The following is a 15,021-nucleotide window of genomic DNA, read 5'->3' as shown; positions in this document are numbered from 1 at the left end:
AGGTCCCCATCAGACGCCCCGTATCGCGTCGGCGGCCTCGTACGCGTGGACGATGTCGGCGACGATCTTGTGCCGGACGACGTCGCGCCGGCCGAGCTTCACCCACGAGAGGCCGTCAATACCCGACAGCACGACCTCCAGACCGATGAGGCCCGAACGACCTCCAGGCAGGTCGATCTGCGTATCGTCGCCGGTGACGACGACCTTCGACCCGAACCCGATGCGCGTGAGGAACATCTTCATCTGCTCCGGCGTCGTGTTCTGCGCCTCGTCGAGGATGATGAAGCTGTTGTTGAGCGTGCGGCCGCGCATGTACGCAAGAGGCGCGACTTCGACGGTTCCGGCTTCGAGAAGCCTCCGCGCGGCTTCCGTGCCCATCATGTCGTAGAGCGCATCGTAGAGCGGCCTCAGGTACGGGTCGACCTTGGCCATCAGGTCGCCCGGCAGGAACCCGAGGCGCTCGCCGGCCTCGACCGCCGGGCGGGTGAGGATGATGCGGTCGGCCTTCTTCTCCTGGAGCGCCTGCACGGCAAGGGCAACGGCCAGGTAGCTCTTGCCGGTACCCGCAGGGCCTATGCCGAAGGTGACGATGCTGTCGCGGATGGCGTCCGTGTAGCGCTTCTGCCCGCTGGTCTTGGGGCGTACCGAGCGGCCCCGCGCCGACCGCAGCACCTCCGCGGTCAGCACCTCCGAGGGTCGTTCGTCCGCACGCACCATGTCGATCGTGCGGTGCACCACCTGCGGATCGACGCTGTGGCCCTGCTCCAGGAGCAGGCGCAGCTCGTCGACGAGGCGCGCGGCGAGCGCGGCGTCTTCGCCGTCGATGGTGAACTCGTTGCCCCTGGCGTGGATCGACGTCCCCTCGAAGGCATCCTCCACCAGCCGCAGGTTCTCGTTGAGCGGGCCAACGAGGCGGGGCATCAAATGGTTGGGGACTGTGACGGTTACGGTCGTGGACACGGGCGTGCTCGAGACCCAGGGTACCGTCTCAACCGGGCGGCCACCCCATTTGATGGCCTCCCAGCACATGCATGTGCAGGTGGGGAACGCTGTTGAGCGCATGGTCGCCGACGTTGAACACCAACCGGTAGCCGGTCGTCGCGATCCCGAGTTGCTCGGCCACGCCACGAGCAGTGGTCATCATCTCGGCGAGGATGTCCCCGTGCTCGGGGCCGATCTCCGCCGCGTTGGGGATGTGCTGGCGCGGGATCACGAGGACGTGCACCGGCGCCGCGGGGTTGATGTCGTAGAAGACGTAGGTCCGCTCGGTGGACAACACCTCCTTGGAGGGCACCTCGCCGACCAGGATCTTGCAGAACAGGCAGTCAGCCATCAACGCGACGCTACCGTCGCGCGCTGTGGAGGGTGACGGATCCGTCGAGAGTGATCGGCCGCCCGACGACGACGGTCTGATCGCGGGCGGTCCTGTCGGGGACGATCTCGTCGCGCAGTTCGCCCGCTGGTCAGCCGGAGAGCGTGCGAGCCGAGCGGCGCGCGGGAGGATCCATGAGCGAACCCTTCGCGAGCAGGCTGCCTCGGGCGCCACGTGGGCGGGCTCCCTGGTCGACCTCGCGGAGGCCGGGTCGCGTATCTCGATGTCGATCGGGGGGAGGCGACTGACCGGCACGCTCGAGGCGGTCGGAGCCGACTTCTGCGTGCTGATACGAGCGGGCCGCCGCCCGCTCCTCGCCCGGCTCGACCGGGTGAGCGCTGTCTGGCCCGACCCGCCGGCGCGCTCACGGGCACCGGCCGGCAGCCGGTTCCCTTCCCTGCGGCTGTCCATGGCGGCCGCGATGGCCCTCCTCGCCGAGGACCGCGCACCGGTGACCTTGGCGGTCGCCGGCGGCCACCACATCAGCGGGGACCTCGTGGGGGTGGGTGAGGACGTCCTGACCGTCAGGGAACGCGACGGTTCTGAGCGGTCGACCCTCGTGGCGCTGGAGAACGTGGAGTACTGCGAGCTGCGCTGAGCCTCCTCCTGCGAGGCCGGCAGAGCGGGTCAGCGCGCCGTGTCGCTCTCCTGGTCACGGGGGCGGTCGCGGGGCTTGGGCTCGGGGTAGAGGTGGTCGAGGGTGCCCGGCTCGATCCGCATGCGGGTGATGAAGTCCTCGACGTCCGCCTCCTGTACCCGGATGACCCTGCCCATCTTGTAGGCGGGGAGCTGGCCCTCGTCGATGAACCTGTAAAGCGTGCGCAGGGTCACCCCCAACTTGTCGCAGGCCTCTCGTGTGCCCATCCAGCGGATCGCCTCGCTCATGGAAAGCATCATATCGGACCTATAGACAAGCAAGTGGGTTCTCGTTAGATTTCATGTGTGAGGCTGGGGGAAGCGCCGGGGAGGGCGCAGCACGCTCGCAACGGCGTCTCCGAGACCGAAATGTCCGTTCAGGGCGGTCGCCGGCTGGCGGGAAGGCGGCGGGCGCTGCCCACCGGGCGAGCCGTGGTAGGAGGCCTGCTGGTGGCCGCGGCAGCGGTGGCCGTTGCGGCCGCCGCCCTGACAGGCACCAACCAGGGCGACACCGGCAGGTTCGTGGTCGCGGTCCACTCCCTGCAGGCGGGCGCGCTGGTCGAGCCGGGCGACCTCACGACGGTCGTCGTCCGGGTACCCCGGGCGGCGAGCGCCGAGATGTACGGATCCGCCGCATCGCTGAGCGGACGCACCCTGGCCGTGCCGGTTGTCCGGGGCGAGCTGCTGCAGGCGTCCATGCTCGTCCCGGCGGGCCAGGCCCCCGCCCTCAGACCCGTCACCGTGGCCGCCGACCCGGCGACGCTGACGGGGCTCTACGCCGGTGAGCCCGTCGACGTGCTCCAGACGACCGGCTCGGATTCGTCCACCGCGGTGACCCTGGTGCTGCGCGGCGCCATCCTGCTCGCTCTGTCCAAGCCGGGCTCCAACCCGCTCTCCGGCCCTGCCTCGGCGACGGTCACGCTCGGAGTCAGTTCTCTCGACGAGGTGGAGTCGGTCGTGGCCGCCGCGCACGCGGGGGCGTTGACGATCGTGGCGGCGTCACCAACGGACGGCGTCGGCCCCGGTTCGGGCAGTGCCAGCTCGGGCAGCGCCGGCTCGGGCGGCACCGGTCAGTGACCGGCCCGTGAGCAGCGACCGCTACGTGGTGCTCGGCCTGGCGCCGGTGCGCTCGCAGTGGTTCGACGCCGTATCGCAATGGTCCAACTCGGCGGCTCTGGCAGCGGAGTTCGTCAAGTGCGTCTCGGCGGAGGAAGTCCGCGCCCGGCTTGGCTCGGGCAGGCTTCATTCCGCCCTGGTGGTGGATGCCACGCTCCCGTCGCTCGACCGTGACCTCGTGCACGCCGCCGGCGCGGCCGGGACACCGGTCATCGTCGTCCGCGACACCAGGCGCGGAGGCCCTTCGGCGGCGGACCTCGGAGCCGCAGCGGAGCTTCCCGCGGACTTCGACCGCGACCAGCTGCTCGACACGCTGGCTGCGCACTGCCGGGCGGTCGGCGCCGGCGACCGGTTGCCGCCGGCGTTGACGGACGCCCCCTCCCCGCTGTGGTTGGCGGAGATGGTGACGGTCTGCGGTCCCGGAGGCACGGGGGCATCCACCGCCGCCATGGCGCTGGCTCAGGGCATGGCTTCCGATGCGAGAAACGCGAGACGGGTCCTGCTGGCGGACCTGGCCCGGCACGCCGACCAGGCGATGCTCCACAACGCGACCGACCTGGGCCCCGGCATCCAGGAACTGGTGGAGGCCTGCCGCCTCAGCGAGATCGAGCCCTCGGAGGTGAGAGGGATGACCTTCGAGGTCCCACGGCGCGGGTACCAGCTGCTGCTCGGACTGCGGCGCCCCGAAGCATGGTCCGCGCTGCGCCCGCGCGCGGTGGACGCGGCAATCCGGGGATTGCGAAGGTCGTTTCAGGCGGTCGTTTGCGACGTCGAGGGCGACTTCGAGGGAGAGACCGAAGGAGGTTCCGCCGACGTCGAGGAGAGAAACCACCTGGCCAGGTCCGCCGCGCTGCACAGCACGGTGGTAGTCGCGGTAGGGGCCCCGGGGATGAAGGGCGTGCATTCGCTCGCGCGCCTGGCGAGAAGTCTCATCGCTGCCGGCGTGCGGACGGAGCGGATACTGCCCGTGATCAACCGGGCTCCGAGAAGCCCGCGGGCCAGGGCCGAGATGTCGCGTGCCTTCGCGTCGCTGACCGATGTCGGGAGCACGGCAGAGAACTTGTCACTCGCGAACCTAATGCCACTGCCCGAGCGCAAGCTCGAAGAGTGCCTGCGTGACAGCACGGCGATGCCATCGGCTCTGGTCGACCCACTCCATCGCGCCGTGTCGGCACTTTGCGAACGGCTAGCCGACACGGCGCCTGCGGAGCCCGTCCCGGCTCGCATCGCGCCGGGGTCTCTCGGGCACTGGCCCGAGGCGTCGGAGTTCGAAACCGGCAACGCATGACTGAGATTCAGAACAAGGTCAGGCGGCCGTTGCCCTCGCCTCTCAACTGCTCGTAGTCGACCTCGACACACTCGATCCCCCGCGCCGAGGCCAGGACACGCGCCTGTGGCTTGATCTGCTGGGCCGCGAAGATCCCGCGCACCGGCCGGAACCTGCCGTCCATGTCCAGCCGCTCCAGGTAACGCGCCAGTTGCTCGACGCCGTCGATGTCACCTCGCCGCTTGATCTCGACGGCGACGATCCGCCCCGCGCTGTCGCGGCACAGCAGGTCGACCGGACCGATGTCGGTTTGATATTCGCGCCGGATGAGCTCGAGACCGCCTGCAAGCGTCCCCGGGTTGGCCGCCAGCAACTCCTGGAGGTGCGCTTCGACGCCGTCTTTTTCCAGACCGGGGTCGACGCCCAGCTCGTGCATCTCGTCGGAGTGGATCTCCTCGATGTCGATGGTCAACGTCTCGCCCTTTGCATTGGTCACCACCCACCGATCCGGTTCGACCGTGAACCGACAGGGAGGCACCATCCAGTTGAGGGGCTTGTAGGCACCACCGTCGGAGTGCACCGACACCGAACCGTCGGCCTTGACCATCAGGAGGCGGCGGGCGGCCGGAAGGTGGGCGGAGAGGCGCCCGACATAGTCGACCGAGCATGTTGCGACGACGAGGCGCATGGAGCGCCATTGTTGCCGACCCTGCATCATCGCCGTGAGACGAAGGCGGCCCGCGTACCCTTGGTCACCTGGCGACCGTTCCCGACGCCGACGTTCCGGAATCCGGCCGGCATGCGCCCCCGAGCACGCCGCTCCCGACCGGCGAGTGGGGCCGCCCGCCGCGCCCCGACCCCGGTCAAGCGGACCGGCAGCCGTCTCGGGTTCGCCCCCTGCGCCGCCGGTTCTTCGCCCCTCCCCCGCCGCCACCGGTCGTCGGTCATCCTGGCGCAGCACCACTGACTCGACGAAGGATCCGCACGGTGGCCGTCGAGCTCGCCGTCGCAGCGGTGGTACTCGGCGCCGTCGCGCTCCTCGCCGGCGGGTCATCCGCGCCGCGCCATCACGACGACGCGCAGTTCCGATGGAGCTCACACGCCCTTCCAGCGCTGACACGCCTCGTCGGTGACCTGACCTCCCTGGGCAGCGACGCCGCGCCTGGATCACCCGCCGCGCCTCGGATGGCCCGCGACGCAGCCGCGCTTCAGGCCGATCTCGCCTCTGCGAAGTCGCTCGGCCCGCCGCCCGCGCAGGCTCTTCGTCCCGGCTGGAACGCCACGCTCACGCGCGTCGGCTCGGTCGTCGCCAGCAGCGAGGCGACGGTTGCCGCCGCAGGTAGCCCTTCATACGACGTGCAACTGACCGGGCTGCGATCGGCGATCGCGGCCGCTGGGGATGCACTCATCCAGCTCGCCGGCGGCTTGAGGACGACCGCGTAGGGTTCAAGGCATGCCGCAGCTCGAGGTCGTGGCGACTGCGCCCGGGACCGACGCTGCGCCGGGCCGCGCCTGCACGGCGCCGGACGTCGCCCCCGTGACGGCGACGGCATCGACTCCGGCGCTGACCGTGCGCGTCGAGAATCCTGGCAGGGCCCGTCCGAACACGCCGTCGACGACGGCGGTCCCGCGCACCGTGATGTCGGGCCCCGCGACGGTCACCCACACATGGACGTCGCGCAGCTGGGAGAAGTGCTGAGCATCGATGCTCTCGCAGACGATCGTTTGAGCTTCGGAGCCGTCGAGCACCACCCGCCCCTCGCGATAGAAGATGCTGCTGTCGATTGCAGCGCCAGCGGCGTCGTTCGCCGCTGCTGTCAGCGCGTCGTGGAGTTGCTGCTGGCCCAGGTAAGTGACGGCGCTGTCGACGGCCAGGGCGCCGAGCAACACGAGGACAAGCAGACCCGCAGGGACCAGCGCCAGCACGCTTCCCGATTCTGGATGCCAGCGACGTGCTTGCGAGAAGGTACGTGCCGGCGATTCTGCGGACCTCTTCAGGCGCATTGGGCGCTCCCGGGCAGACCGGAGCGGTACGGGTCGACCAGCTCCGAGTGCTCCGCTTTCACCGTCGATCCTCCGAACAGCCCCGACAGGGGGAGGACCAAGACGGGCGCCGGGTAGCCGACGGTGACCGTGATCCTCGCGCACCGGCCGAACGCCCCCGAGGAAAGCTGCAGCGAGGCTTGTCCCGGATCCCGCCCCCTCGCGCTCAACGAGGCGTCGGCCGCCGTACGGGCCGAGTCGTACGCATCGGGAGCGTCTGGAGCCTCGACGTAGCTACGCGCCGCCTGGCGAGCTGCGTCGACCACGGCGGCCTTCGTCTGCACCACCGCCCAGCCGTATCCGACGAGGAGAGTCCCCAGCCCGAAGATGAGGAATCCGAAGAGCAGGCCGGCCAGGCCCCCGGCGAATCCGGCCTCGTCAGCCTTCCGTATCACCCGGCCTGCTCTCACCTGAACCGCTCGACTCTCACTGTCACAGTCCTGGTGATGGTGGTCCACCCGCGGTCGAATGGCACCAGCGCCGGCGTGTGCCCCGTGACCTTCAGCACCACGATGTCCCCACCAACCGGCCCCCAGTCGAAAGTGGTCCTCGGACCTCCGAAAGACCCGAGTCGACGTCGCGCGTCCGACTCAGCGATCGGGACCTCGGCCGGCGGATCCGGGGCGTAGGCGACCTCCTCGGCGGCGTGGCTCGCAGCAGACGACAGCGCCGAGCTGGCATACAGCCGCACCAGCAGCTGCGCGCTGAAGAGGAGCAACGTCAAGAAGATGAGAAATCCGACGGTGGTGTCGATGAGACCCACGCCCGCCGAACCTCTCCCCTTGAGGAGCATCCCCCGTCGGTGTCCGATCGGATCAGCAGGAGGTGCTGGTCTGACCGATGCAGTTGACCTGGTTGTCGACGTGCTTGGCCGCGTGCTGGAACGTCGTGCTGAAGGCGATCCACATGCCGACGCCGATGAACGCCATGATGAGCACCGCTATCGCGGCGGAGATCACACCTTCACCTGCTTCGTTGAATCTCGCCAATCGCCGGGTTGAGGACATCGCATTCACTTCCTCGTGTGTCATTGGGTTCTACGCGTTCGAGAAGAGTCGCAAGGCCGCCAGGAAGGGCACCGCGAGCAGGATCACTCCCGGAACCAGCGTCGCTACGGTGACCGGGACCCACACCTGCTGCGCACGCTTCTCGATGGTCTCGAGCACCTTGCGGTGAAGGTCGCGCCGCGCCGCTCTCGACTCGGCGGACACCAACCGACCGAGGTCGGCCGCCTCCGTGTTCAGGACGAGCACGGACACCAGGCGGTGAACCGAATCCACACGCGCCACCTCCGCCCATTCCCGCAGTGCCTGCGCTTCGGAGAGTCCTTGGCGCACCCGGTTCACCACGAGCCTCAGGTCCGCTGCCATGCAGCCTTCGCCGTTTCTCGCGATCCGTGAGAGCGCGGTGCCCAGCGAGTAACCAGCGCTCAACAGCATCGCAAGCTGCTCACTGACCACGGGCAGCTCGGCTGCCAGGGTCCGCTGCCATCGTTCGGACGCACGCGCGAGGCGCTGCTCTATGACCAGGAAAGACATCAGGGGCGCGCCTATGACCCCCAGCAGGGATACGACCGGTGGTGGGCGGAGGAGCGCGGCGGCCATCGCGGGGCATATGAGCATCACTGTTGCGATCGTCATCTGCCTCACGCGGAACCCGGCCACGTCGTCGCTCGAGTGGATCCGGCGCAACCGGACCTCGAGTGGCTCGACGACCCCGAACAACGAGGCCAGACGGTCCCCCAGGCTGTGCGCGAGCGGGGACAGGACCTCCCGGAACGACTCGACCGAGAGAACTCCACCCGACTGAGGCGCCGAGGCGCCGGGCGCGAAGGGCCGCAACCGCTCCGCCAGAGCCGGCCGGGAGAATCGCGGCAGTGACGAGATGATCAGGGTGGCCCCAAGCCACAGGAGCAGCCCGGCTCCGGCCAGTAGCCGCGTCACCGGAAGACCCTCGGCTCTGCGGGCATGCGCATCAACCGCGACGACCAGAGCCAGCACAGAGCCACCGAGGCGACTGCGACCACGATCGCCACCTGACCGCCCGGCGTCCCGTACGCTGCGCGCCCGGTACCGATTGCCATACCTGCAGCGGCCATCCCCACCGGCACGATCAGCACGAAGCGACGAGCGAAACGCAGACCGGCTTGGCGACTGACGGCGTCTTTTCGACCCTGCAGATCTAGAACCCGGTCTTCGATAAGGTCCGCGAGGCGGGCGTCGACATCGGACCCGCCAAACTCATGGGCAACGAGCAGCGTTTCGCAAATCGCGTCTGCCGTCGGATCGGCAAGTCGTTCCTTCAGAATCGAAGCCGTGCGATGGAAGTCCGTCGTCAACAACCATTCGCGCTCTGCCGCGCCGAACGCCGGCCGCCACTCCTCCGGGACCCGGCGACCTGTCTCGAAGAGTGCTTGCGGCACCGAACGACCAAGTGATCCGATCTGCAGGCGAAGCTCCTCGAGGATCCTCGGCCATGCCTCCGCTGCTTCAGCGAGGCGCGCACGCCGGCGCGCCTTGTAGGTCGCCAGCGGGCTTGTAGCCAACGCCGCTCCTGTAGCCACCGCCGGGAGTACTCCGCCGAACAACGCGTACGCAGCCAGGCCACCGGCGACGAAGACGACGATCACCGCAGCTGCAAATTCGGCCGGCCGGACGGCTCCGAGGCCCGCTTCACGAGCCCACGAGCGGAAGCGCTCGTCGAGCGAAATGGCCGCTGCCGTCCGGGGGGTTGCCGACCGTGAGCGGACCGAGCTGTAGATGAGGTAGCCGCCCGACACCGTCAGGATGGCGGCGATGGCGGCCAACGTCGTGTTGGTCACCTGACGAGATCCCCAGCGGTCAGCGACCGGACGTCGTAGCCGCACAACTCCAGCGCGCGGCTCGCCCGCACCGGGAGATTCCCAGTCCAAGCGAGAGGGTCGGCGAACCTCGCGCGCGTGAACACGGGGGTAGTGGTGAAGGACACTGTCCCCGAGGCAACTTGCAGATCTTCGACAGCGAGCACCTCTGTCACCCGGATCTCGGGGCCCTGCCGCGAGCAGTGGACCACGAGATCGACCGCCTCGCTGACCAGCGCGGACAACGCAGACACGCTCAGCTCGGACCCGGTCTCGGCGAGCTGGCAGATGAAACGGAGTCTCGACAACGCCTGCCTTGCCGACGCCGAGTGGATGGTCGTGAACCCTTGGACACCAGACGAAAGCGTGAGCAGCAGCGGCAGAGCCTCCTTGTCACGCACCTCGCCGACTATCGCGACGTCTGGCGCCATCCGCAGGAATCCCGCGACGAGCCGGCGCAGGTCCACCTCGTCGCGATCGGCGCGCGCAGGGCGCGTTTGCATGTGGGCGACGTTCGGCAGCGGAATATCAGTCTCGAAGACCTCTTCGGCCACCACGACCCGCAACGCCGGGTCGAGCTCGGAGGCGAGGCAAGAGAGGAGGGTCGTCTTGCCCGAGCCAGGAGCGCCGGCGATGAGTACCGACAACCTGCTGCGCACGGAGGCCTGCAAGAAGCGTGCGGTCGCGACGTCGAGCATCCCGCGCTCGATCAACTCGCGGAGGTTCTTGTGAACCACGCCTGAGAACTTGCGGATGTTCACGAGCAGATGACCGTCCCGGCCGACGTCGGAGTGGACGATGTGGAGCCGGGCACCGTTCCTCAGCTGCGCGTCCTGCAGGCCTTCGGACGGATCCAGCTTCCTGTGCGACCGGCTCGAGTCGTCGAGGATCTTGGTCAGCACCCGCACGACGTGCTCGTCGTCGTGGAAGACCTCGCTGTGATAGCCGCCGGCTCCCGAATGCCTCTTGGTGAAGACGGACGCCGGTCCGTTGACCATGATCTCCCACACGTCGGGGTCCGCCAGGAGCGATTCGAGGGGCCCGTAACCGGCGAGGTTCCTCAACGCGCGTTCCACTGCGAGCGCCGGATCGGCGATGTCGGCGTGGCGCCTGCCTCTGCGGTACTCGGAACGCCACGCGTCCACTTCCTCGTTCAAGAGTTGGCGCAGGCGATCCATAGCGCCCTCGGATTCCATGTCGAGGGACTCCGATTTGGCGCGTGCCTGGGCGGCGAGCTCCACTTCTCTGAGCGGTGAAGCCCAGCCGTTCGCGGTGGCCGTACGGACCGTCACGGCTACCCGCTCGTCACTCCCCAGCGCACTGACCGGAGTGTTATCGAACTACATGAGTGTCGTCAACAGATCTTCCATGCTCGTTGCGTGCCTTTGCAGCCAATTCGCCCCTTGTTTGGAAGATCTCTACATGCTATTTCATAAGATATGATGGTCGACAAGGAGAGCATATGTGGGATCCTCCGAAAGCAGGCCACGAGCGTGGCCGAAAGGAGTCGGCTCGCCTCCGAGGCGGCGATCCTCAGGGCCGGGGCTCATCCAGGTGTCGTGCAGATACTGGGATCCGAGGGCGCCTCTGAGCCAGAGGTTCTGGAACTGCGGAAGGTGGACGGCAAGACACTCGGCGAGCGGTCACCGCTCGACCCCGCGGACATGGTGTGGATCGGAGCTGCGCTGGCAACGACGGTCGCCGACCTGCACGACATCGGGATCACCCATGGGGCCATCGAACCCGATCACGTCCTGATCGACGAACGGGACCGGCCGATCCTGTGCGGATTCGGTTCAGCGCGCCGTGCGTCTGGTGCTTCCGACTTCGCGAACGCGAGGCGCGCTGATGTGGCCGCGCTGGCCAACCTGCTGATCGGTGCCAGCCGTGACGTACCCGGACCGAGAGTCTCCGCCGCACTTCGAGCAGCAGCAAGCGGCAGGCGCCGCACTGGCTGGCGCGGCAACGCCGTGGATGCTCGTTCGCTCGCGCGCATACTCGGAGCGGCCGCGCCGTCGACCCGGTTTCCAGTCGCCGTCTCGAAGCTTCGAGGCAATCCGGCAAGGCGGAAACGCTCCGCGATCGGGGGCGCTGTTCTTGCCGTCGTGGCAACGGCCGTTCTGTACGCGACCGTGGGATCGGCGGGGGCCGGCGGGGCTCATCGAGGTGTCGCCGGGAATCGGTTCCGCGACAGTGGTGCAACGCCAGCACCTTGCCCGCGCCAAGACGATGGATGTGGTGCGCTGCCCGCTACCGCGGGGATCATCGGGGGGCGTTTCCGGATCTTGGGCGTCGCCGGCGCGACCGTGCTGGGTCGCTGGAACTGCAGTAGCGACTCGACTCCCGCCGTTCTCGACAAGGCATCGGACAACGTATGGATCTTCGACTCCTGGCCTGGATCCCACCAGCAGGTGGTGGCGCGGCTTGTGGCGACAGTCCCGCTGGCCTCGACCCTGAAGGTGTCTCCTTCGCCGGGGGCAGGCACGCCCGGATGCGATCGCATCGAAGTCGAACGCTCGGGTCGCGCGCCGATTCTCATCGACCCGAGGCGCAAGTGATCGGCCGCGGCCAGGATTCAACCTTGCTGCGGCAATGGCTAGGGGCAGCCGCTGTTACGTCCCTGCTCGCAATCGCCGGCCAGGGGCCGCTGGGATGGCCTCCGTTGCTCCATCCCTCCGATCTTCTGCATTGGTGGTCAGTGCACGACCCGGTGCTGTCGGCGATGTCCTTGCTGAGAGCCGCCGGTTTGCTTGCGGGCGGTTACTGGCTGTTGCTTTGCGTCGCAGCGGGCGCGGCCCGATGCACGGGGCGGGTCGCGTGGCTCGTGCGGCTGCGGCTACCGGGGCTGGGACGGCTGGTCAGGAACGTCGCCGGCGTGTCGGTAATCGGGGCGGCCATGGCCGGGGCGGCGGGGTGCGGGGTGGCAACTGGCGGGCACCCGGCTGGCGGGCACGCGCCGAGGCCGCCGCTGCTCGTTCCGGTTCAGGCTGCAGCACCACCCACGACAACGGCGCCGCGCACCACAGCAGCACCACCCACGGCAACGGCGCCGCCCACCACAACAGCGCCACCCACGGCAACACCGCCCGCGGCGGACCTGACCGCGCCTCCGCCACCCTCGGCGTCCACGCCGGCTCCGGGCCTGCCCACGCGGTGGGTCGTCCGACCCGGTGACGACCTCTGGTCGATCTCCGCGTCGGTCCTGGCGGCCCGGCTCGGCCACGAACCCGACGAGCACGCGGTGGCCGCCTTGTGGCTTCGGGTGATCGAGTTGAACAGACCCAACCTCGCGGATCCGGCGAACCCGGACCTGATCTTCGCCGGCGAGGTGGTTGCCATCCCTGAGTGATCCGGTTCGGCAACACTGTTGGCCATGCTGCGCCGGGCCCTCTCAGCACTGACGATCCTGTTCGCCGGCGCGGCGGTGCTGTTGCTCGGCTTCGCGCTGGCCGGGCCGGGGAGCAGAGCCGGCGCCGTACCCAACGACACGACCACCACCAGCTTCTGTGTTGGTGGGTGCCCGCCGCCCACCACCACGGCGCCGCCCACCACAACAGCGCCGCCCACTACGCCGGCCACGACGGCTCCACCACAGACGGCCCCACCGACCACCCCCTCGGTCGTCACGCAGACCCCAGCCAGGACCACCCCCAAGACGACCATCGCAGCGCCGACGACCACGGCGACCACGTTGCCTTCGATCGGCGGGAACCTCCCGGTCACCCCCTCGACGGTGCCGTTCACGACCTCCCAGCAGAGCTCGCACGTGAGCCCCGTCTTCGCAGCACTGTCGGGAGCGGGCTTCTTCGTCGCGCTGCTGATCGTCGCGGTTCGCTTCATAACCACCCGGCCGCCGTCCTGAAGAAGGTTCGCACCGGCGGGCCGGCGGCCATCGGTCAGTTCCCGGCGATCGGCGCGCGGCGCAGGCGAAGGGCGACCTCGTTGGCCAGAAGCCTCCCCCTGGGCGTCAGCGCCAGCATCCCCTCGCCGGCAGGCTCGACCAACCCTTCGAGCGCCGGATCGATCGCCGTGCCGGCCGGCAACGACGCAGCCGGCACGCCTTCCCGGGTCCGCAGCGCCAGCTGCAGCGCCTCGACCGCACTCACCTCGGCGCCGAGTTCCTCGCCTGCCGCCTCGGCGGACCCGTTCTCGGAAACAAGGCGGATGTAACGCTCGGGGGTGCGCACGTTCCACCACCGGCGTGATCCACCGCTTCGCGGGTCGACCCGATGCGAGTGCGCGGCGCAGCCGATGCCCCGGTAGGGGCCCTGCCTCCAGTACAAGAGGTTGTGGCTGCACTCGTGCCCCGGCACCGCCCAGTTCGAGATCTCGTACCACCGGAGGCCGGCGCCGAACAGGACGGAGTCAGCCAGCAGGTACTTGTCCGCCTGGTCGTCGCCGTCCGGGTACCTCGACGTGTCAGCAGCGAGCGGTGTGCCCGCCTCGACGGTCAGGGCGTAGGCACTGACGTGCGCCGGCGGCGGGTCGAGCTCCAGCACGGCCGACAGCGTCGACGACCAGTCAGCCATGGATTCGCCCGCCGCGCCGAAGATGAGGTCCACGTTGTACGCGCCGGCAAAGCCGGCGCCGGCGGCGGCTTCGACGGCCGAGCGAACAGCACCGGCAGAGTGGGAGCGGCCGAGACCCCGCAGCACGTGAGGCACCATCGACTGGACGCCAAACGACAAGCGGTTGACGCCGGCGCCCCGGTACCCCCGCAGCTTCACCTCGTCCACGGTGTCCGGGTTGCACTCGACCGTCACCTCGGCGCCGGCGGCGAGCTCCACTTCCGAAAGGATGGAACCAATGGCGTCGGGGTCCAGCAACGACGGGGTGCCGCCCCCGAAGAAGACCGAGGTCGCCGGCGGCAGGTCCTCCGACGAACGCGCCCGACGCAGCTCCGAGATGCACGCGGTGACGTACGCGCCTGCGAGGGAGAACCGGTCGGTCCACGTCGCGAACGCGCAGTAGTCGCAGCGCCGAGTGCAGAACGGGACGTGCACGTACACGCCGAAGCCTTCGGTAGTGGTCACCGCGACCCGATCACGCCGGCCCGCAGCGCCGTCAGCAGCACGCCCGCGGCGACTGCAGCCGTCTCCGTTCGCAGCACGCCGGCGCCGAGGCTCACCGACCGACCACCGGCGGACGCTTGCTCGGCATCGGACCACCCTCCTTCGGGTCCGACGAGCACCATAGGCGAGTCGAGCGAGACCGGTCCTCCTCCCGGCTCGGCGAGGACCGCTCCGGGCATCGCCGCTGCGACCTCGAATGGGGTGACCCCCTCGACCGAGGGCAGCCAGAGACCCCTGCTCTGCATTACCGCCTGGCGCGCGACCTCCGCTAGGCGTCGAAGGTGCGAACCGGCGCGGTCCCCCTCCCAGCGCACCACGCTGCGCTCGGCTCGCAACAACACGATCCGGTCGACGCCGAACTCGGTGAGTTTCTGGACCGCCCACTCCGGCCTGTCGCCCTTCACAGGCGCGAACGCCACGCACAGCCGCGGAGCCATGCGCTCGCGGCGCTCCACGTCCCCGACGGCGACGATCGCCCCGCCGCCCGCGGTGTCGAACCGGCACATCCTCCAGCCCCCGCACCCGTCCGTGGCGCTCACCGGCTCGCCGTCGCGCAGCCGCAGGACCGACGCCAGATGCCGGCGGTCCACCTCGTCCAAGTCGAGGGTGTCGAGGCTAGCGACCACGACGTGGGCCGCCGCCCGCCGGGCGGCGTCTCGATACCCGGCCATACCGG

At 69.2% G+C, this 15,021-nt stretch carries 20 protein-coding genes; 7 read left to right on the top strand and 13 right to left on the bottom strand.

Features of this window, described 5'->3' with window-relative positions; genetic code table 11:
* Positions 1 to 9 precede the first annotated feature (9 nt).
* Positions 10 to 921 (bottom strand): PhoH family protein, encoded by a 912-nt coding sequence (locus VNF71_09245; GenBank protein ID HVA74736.1) that lies wholly within the window; start codon positions 919 to 921, stop codon positions 10 to 12.
* Positions 922 to 988: 67 nt separating this feature from the next.
* The gene (locus VNF71_09240; protein ID HVA74735.1) at positions 989 to 1,333 is read right to left on the bottom strand and encodes a histidine triad nucleotide-binding protein; all 345 of its coding nucleotides are present in this window, start codon (positions 1,331 to 1,333) and stop codon (positions 989 to 991) included.
* Positions 1,334 to 1,358: 25 nt separating this feature from the next.
* Between VNF71_09240 and VNF71_09235 the strand changes: the two genes are divergently transcribed.
* A complete protein-coding gene (locus VNF71_09235; GenBank protein ID HVA74734.1) occupies positions 1,359 to 1,970 on the top strand; it encodes a hypothetical protein in 612 nt (203 codons plus the stop codon).
* A gap of 29 nt (positions 1,971 to 1,999) precedes the next feature.
* Here VNF71_09235 and VNF71_09230 read toward each other — a convergent pair whose 3' ends face one another.
* Positions 2,000 to 2,257 (bottom strand): helix-turn-helix domain-containing protein, encoded by a 258-nt coding sequence (locus VNF71_09230; protein ID HVA74733.1) that lies wholly within the window; start codon positions 2,255 to 2,257, stop codon positions 2,000 to 2,002.
* 57 nt (positions 2,258 to 2,314) lie between these two features.
* Here VNF71_09230 and VNF71_09225 point away from each other — a divergent pair, with 57 nt between their 5' ends.
* Positions 2,315 to 3,085, top strand: a complete 771-nt coding sequence (locus tag VNF71_09225) for an SAF domain-containing protein (GenBank protein ID HVA74732.1) — start codon at positions 2,315 to 2,317, stop codon at positions 3,083 to 3,085.
* 7 nt (positions 3,086 to 3,092) lie between these two features.
* Positions 3,093 to 4,412, top strand: a complete 1,320-nt coding sequence (locus VNF71_09220; GenBank protein HVA74731.1) for a hypothetical protein — start codon at positions 3,093 to 3,095, stop codon at positions 4,410 to 4,412.
* A 7-nt stretch (positions 4,413 to 4,419) separates the two neighbouring features.
* Here VNF71_09220 and nucS read toward each other — a convergent pair whose 3' ends face one another.
* Positions 4,420 to 5,079: an endonuclease NucS gene (gene nucS, locus VNF71_09215; protein ID HVA74730.1), complete on the bottom strand. Its 660-nt coding sequence runs from the start codon at positions 5,077 to 5,079 to the stop codon at positions 4,420 to 4,422.
* 299 nt (positions 5,080 to 5,378) lie between these two features.
* Here nucS and VNF71_09210 point away from each other — a divergent pair, with 299 nt between their 5' ends.
* Positions 5,379 to 5,834 carry a hypothetical protein gene (locus tag VNF71_09210; protein ID HVA74729.1) on the top strand — a complete coding sequence of 152 codons (456 nt, stop codon included), beginning with the start codon at positions 5,379 to 5,381 and terminating at the stop codon, positions 5,832 to 5,834.
* Between the two features lie 3 nt (positions 5,835 to 5,837).
* Here VNF71_09210 and VNF71_09205 read toward each other — a convergent pair whose 3' ends face one another.
* The 7 genes from VNF71_09205 to VNF71_09175 all read right to left on the bottom strand — a co-directional run bounded on the left by VNF71_09205 (position 5,838) and on the right by VNF71_09175 (position 10,565).
* Entirely contained in the window at positions 5,838 to 6,317 is a 480-nt protein-coding gene (locus VNF71_09205; protein ID HVA74728.1) for a hypothetical protein, read from the bottom strand.
* A gap of 68 nt (positions 6,318 to 6,385) precedes the next feature.
* Entirely contained in the window at positions 6,386 to 6,829 is a 444-nt protein-coding gene (locus VNF71_09200; protein ID HVA74727.1) for a hypothetical protein, read from the bottom strand.
* A gap of 11 nt (positions 6,830 to 6,840) precedes the next feature.
* Positions 6,841 to 7,197: a hypothetical protein gene (locus VNF71_09195; GenBank protein HVA74726.1), complete on the bottom strand. Its 357-nt coding sequence runs from the start codon at positions 7,195 to 7,197 to the stop codon at positions 6,841 to 6,843.
* Positions 7,198 to 7,249: 52 nt separating this feature from the next.
* A complete protein-coding gene (locus VNF71_09190) occupies positions 7,250 to 7,441 on the bottom strand; it encodes a hypothetical protein (GenBank protein HVA74725.1) in 192 nt (63 codons plus the stop codon).
* A gap of 30 nt (positions 7,442 to 7,471) precedes the next feature.
* Positions 7,472 to 8,377 (bottom strand): type II secretion system F family protein, encoded by a 906-nt coding sequence (locus VNF71_09185; GenBank protein HVA74724.1) that lies wholly within the window; start codon positions 8,375 to 8,377, stop codon positions 7,472 to 7,474.
* Positions 8,374 to 9,255 (bottom strand): hypothetical protein, encoded by an 882-nt coding sequence (locus VNF71_09180; protein ID HVA74723.1) that lies wholly within the window; start codon positions 9,253 to 9,255, stop codon positions 8,374 to 8,376. Before VNF71_09180 ends, VNF71_09185 begins: the two co-directional genes overlap by 4 nt.
* Positions 9,252 to 10,565 (bottom strand): ATPase, T2SS/T4P/T4SS family, encoded by a 1,314-nt coding sequence (locus tag VNF71_09175; protein ID HVA74722.1) that lies wholly within the window; start codon positions 10,563 to 10,565, stop codon positions 9,252 to 9,254. Before VNF71_09175 ends, VNF71_09180 begins: the two co-directional genes overlap by 4 nt.
* 201 nt (positions 10,566 to 10,766) lie before the next feature.
* Here VNF71_09175 and VNF71_09170 point away from each other — a divergent pair, with 201 nt between their 5' ends.
* The 3 genes from VNF71_09170 to VNF71_09160 are packed head-to-tail and all read left to right on the top strand — an operon-like array spanning position 10,767 to position 13,135.
* Positions 10,767 to 11,831, top strand: coding sequence for a hypothetical protein (locus tag VNF71_09170; GenBank protein HVA74721.1), 1,065 nt, complete (start codon positions 10,767 to 10,769; stop codon positions 11,829 to 11,831).
* A 23-nt stretch (positions 11,832 to 11,854) separates the two neighbouring features.
* Positions 11,855 to 12,622 (top strand): hypothetical protein, encoded by a 768-nt coding sequence (locus VNF71_09165; GenBank protein HVA74720.1) that lies wholly within the window; start codon positions 11,855 to 11,857, stop codon positions 12,620 to 12,622.
* Positions 12,623 to 12,646: 24 nt separating this feature from the next.
* On the top strand, positions 12,647 to 13,135 hold the full coding sequence (locus tag VNF71_09160) for a hypothetical protein (GenBank protein ID HVA74719.1): 489 nt from the start codon (positions 12,647 to 12,649) through the stop codon (positions 13,133 to 13,135).
* A 34-nt stretch (positions 13,136 to 13,169) separates the two neighbouring features.
* On the opposite strand, the gene hemW is transcribed toward VNF71_09160, so the two are convergent.
* Positions 13,170 to 14,306: a radical SAM family heme chaperone HemW gene (gene hemW / locus VNF71_09155; protein HVA74718.1), complete on the bottom strand. Its 1,137-nt coding sequence runs from the start codon at positions 14,304 to 14,306 to the stop codon at positions 13,170 to 13,172.
* On the bottom strand, positions 14,303 to 15,016 hold the full coding sequence (locus VNF71_09150; protein ID HVA74717.1) for an RsmE family RNA methyltransferase: 714 nt from the start codon (positions 15,014 to 15,016) through the stop codon (positions 14,303 to 14,305). Before VNF71_09150 ends, hemW begins: the two co-directional genes overlap by 4 nt.
* Positions 15,017 to 15,021: the final 5 nt, after the last annotated feature.

It is taken from the genome of Acidimicrobiales bacterium (assembly GCA_035533095.1).
GTDB lineage: Bacteria > Actinomycetota > Acidimicrobiia > Acidimicrobiales > Palsa-688 > DATLUM01.
The sequence above is the reverse complement of the archived record's forward strand: the minus strand, read 5'-3'. Positions and strand labels throughout refer to the sequence as shown.

Coding starts and splice junctions, on each gene's coding strand:
- VNF71_09245 (HVA74736.1), bottom strand. CDS start 921: ATGCCCCGCCTCGTTGGCCCGCTCAACGAGAACCTGCGGCTGGTGGAG.
- VNF71_09240 (HVA74735.1), bottom strand. CDS start 1,333: ATGGCTGACTGCCTGTTCTGCAAGATCCTGGTCGGCGAGGTGCCCTCC.
- VNF71_09230 (HVA74733.1), bottom strand. CDS start 2,257: ATGAGCGAGGCGATCCGCTGGATGGGCACACGAGAGGCCTGCGACAAG.
- nucS (HVA74730.1), bottom strand. CDS start 5,079: ATGCGCCTCGTCGTCGCAACATGCTCGGTCGACTATGTCGGGCGCCTC.
- VNF71_09190 (HVA74725.1), bottom strand. CDS start 7,441: ATGTCCTCAACCCGGCGATTGGCGAGATTCAACGAAGCAGGTGAAGGT.
- VNF71_09160 (HVA74719.1), top strand. CDS start 12,647: ATGCTGCGCCGGGCCCTCTCAGCACTGACGATCCTGTTCGCCGGCGCG.
- VNF71_09150 (HVA74717.1), bottom strand. CDS start 15,016: ATGGCCGGGTATCGAGACGCCGCCCGGCGGGCGGCGGCCCACGTCGTG.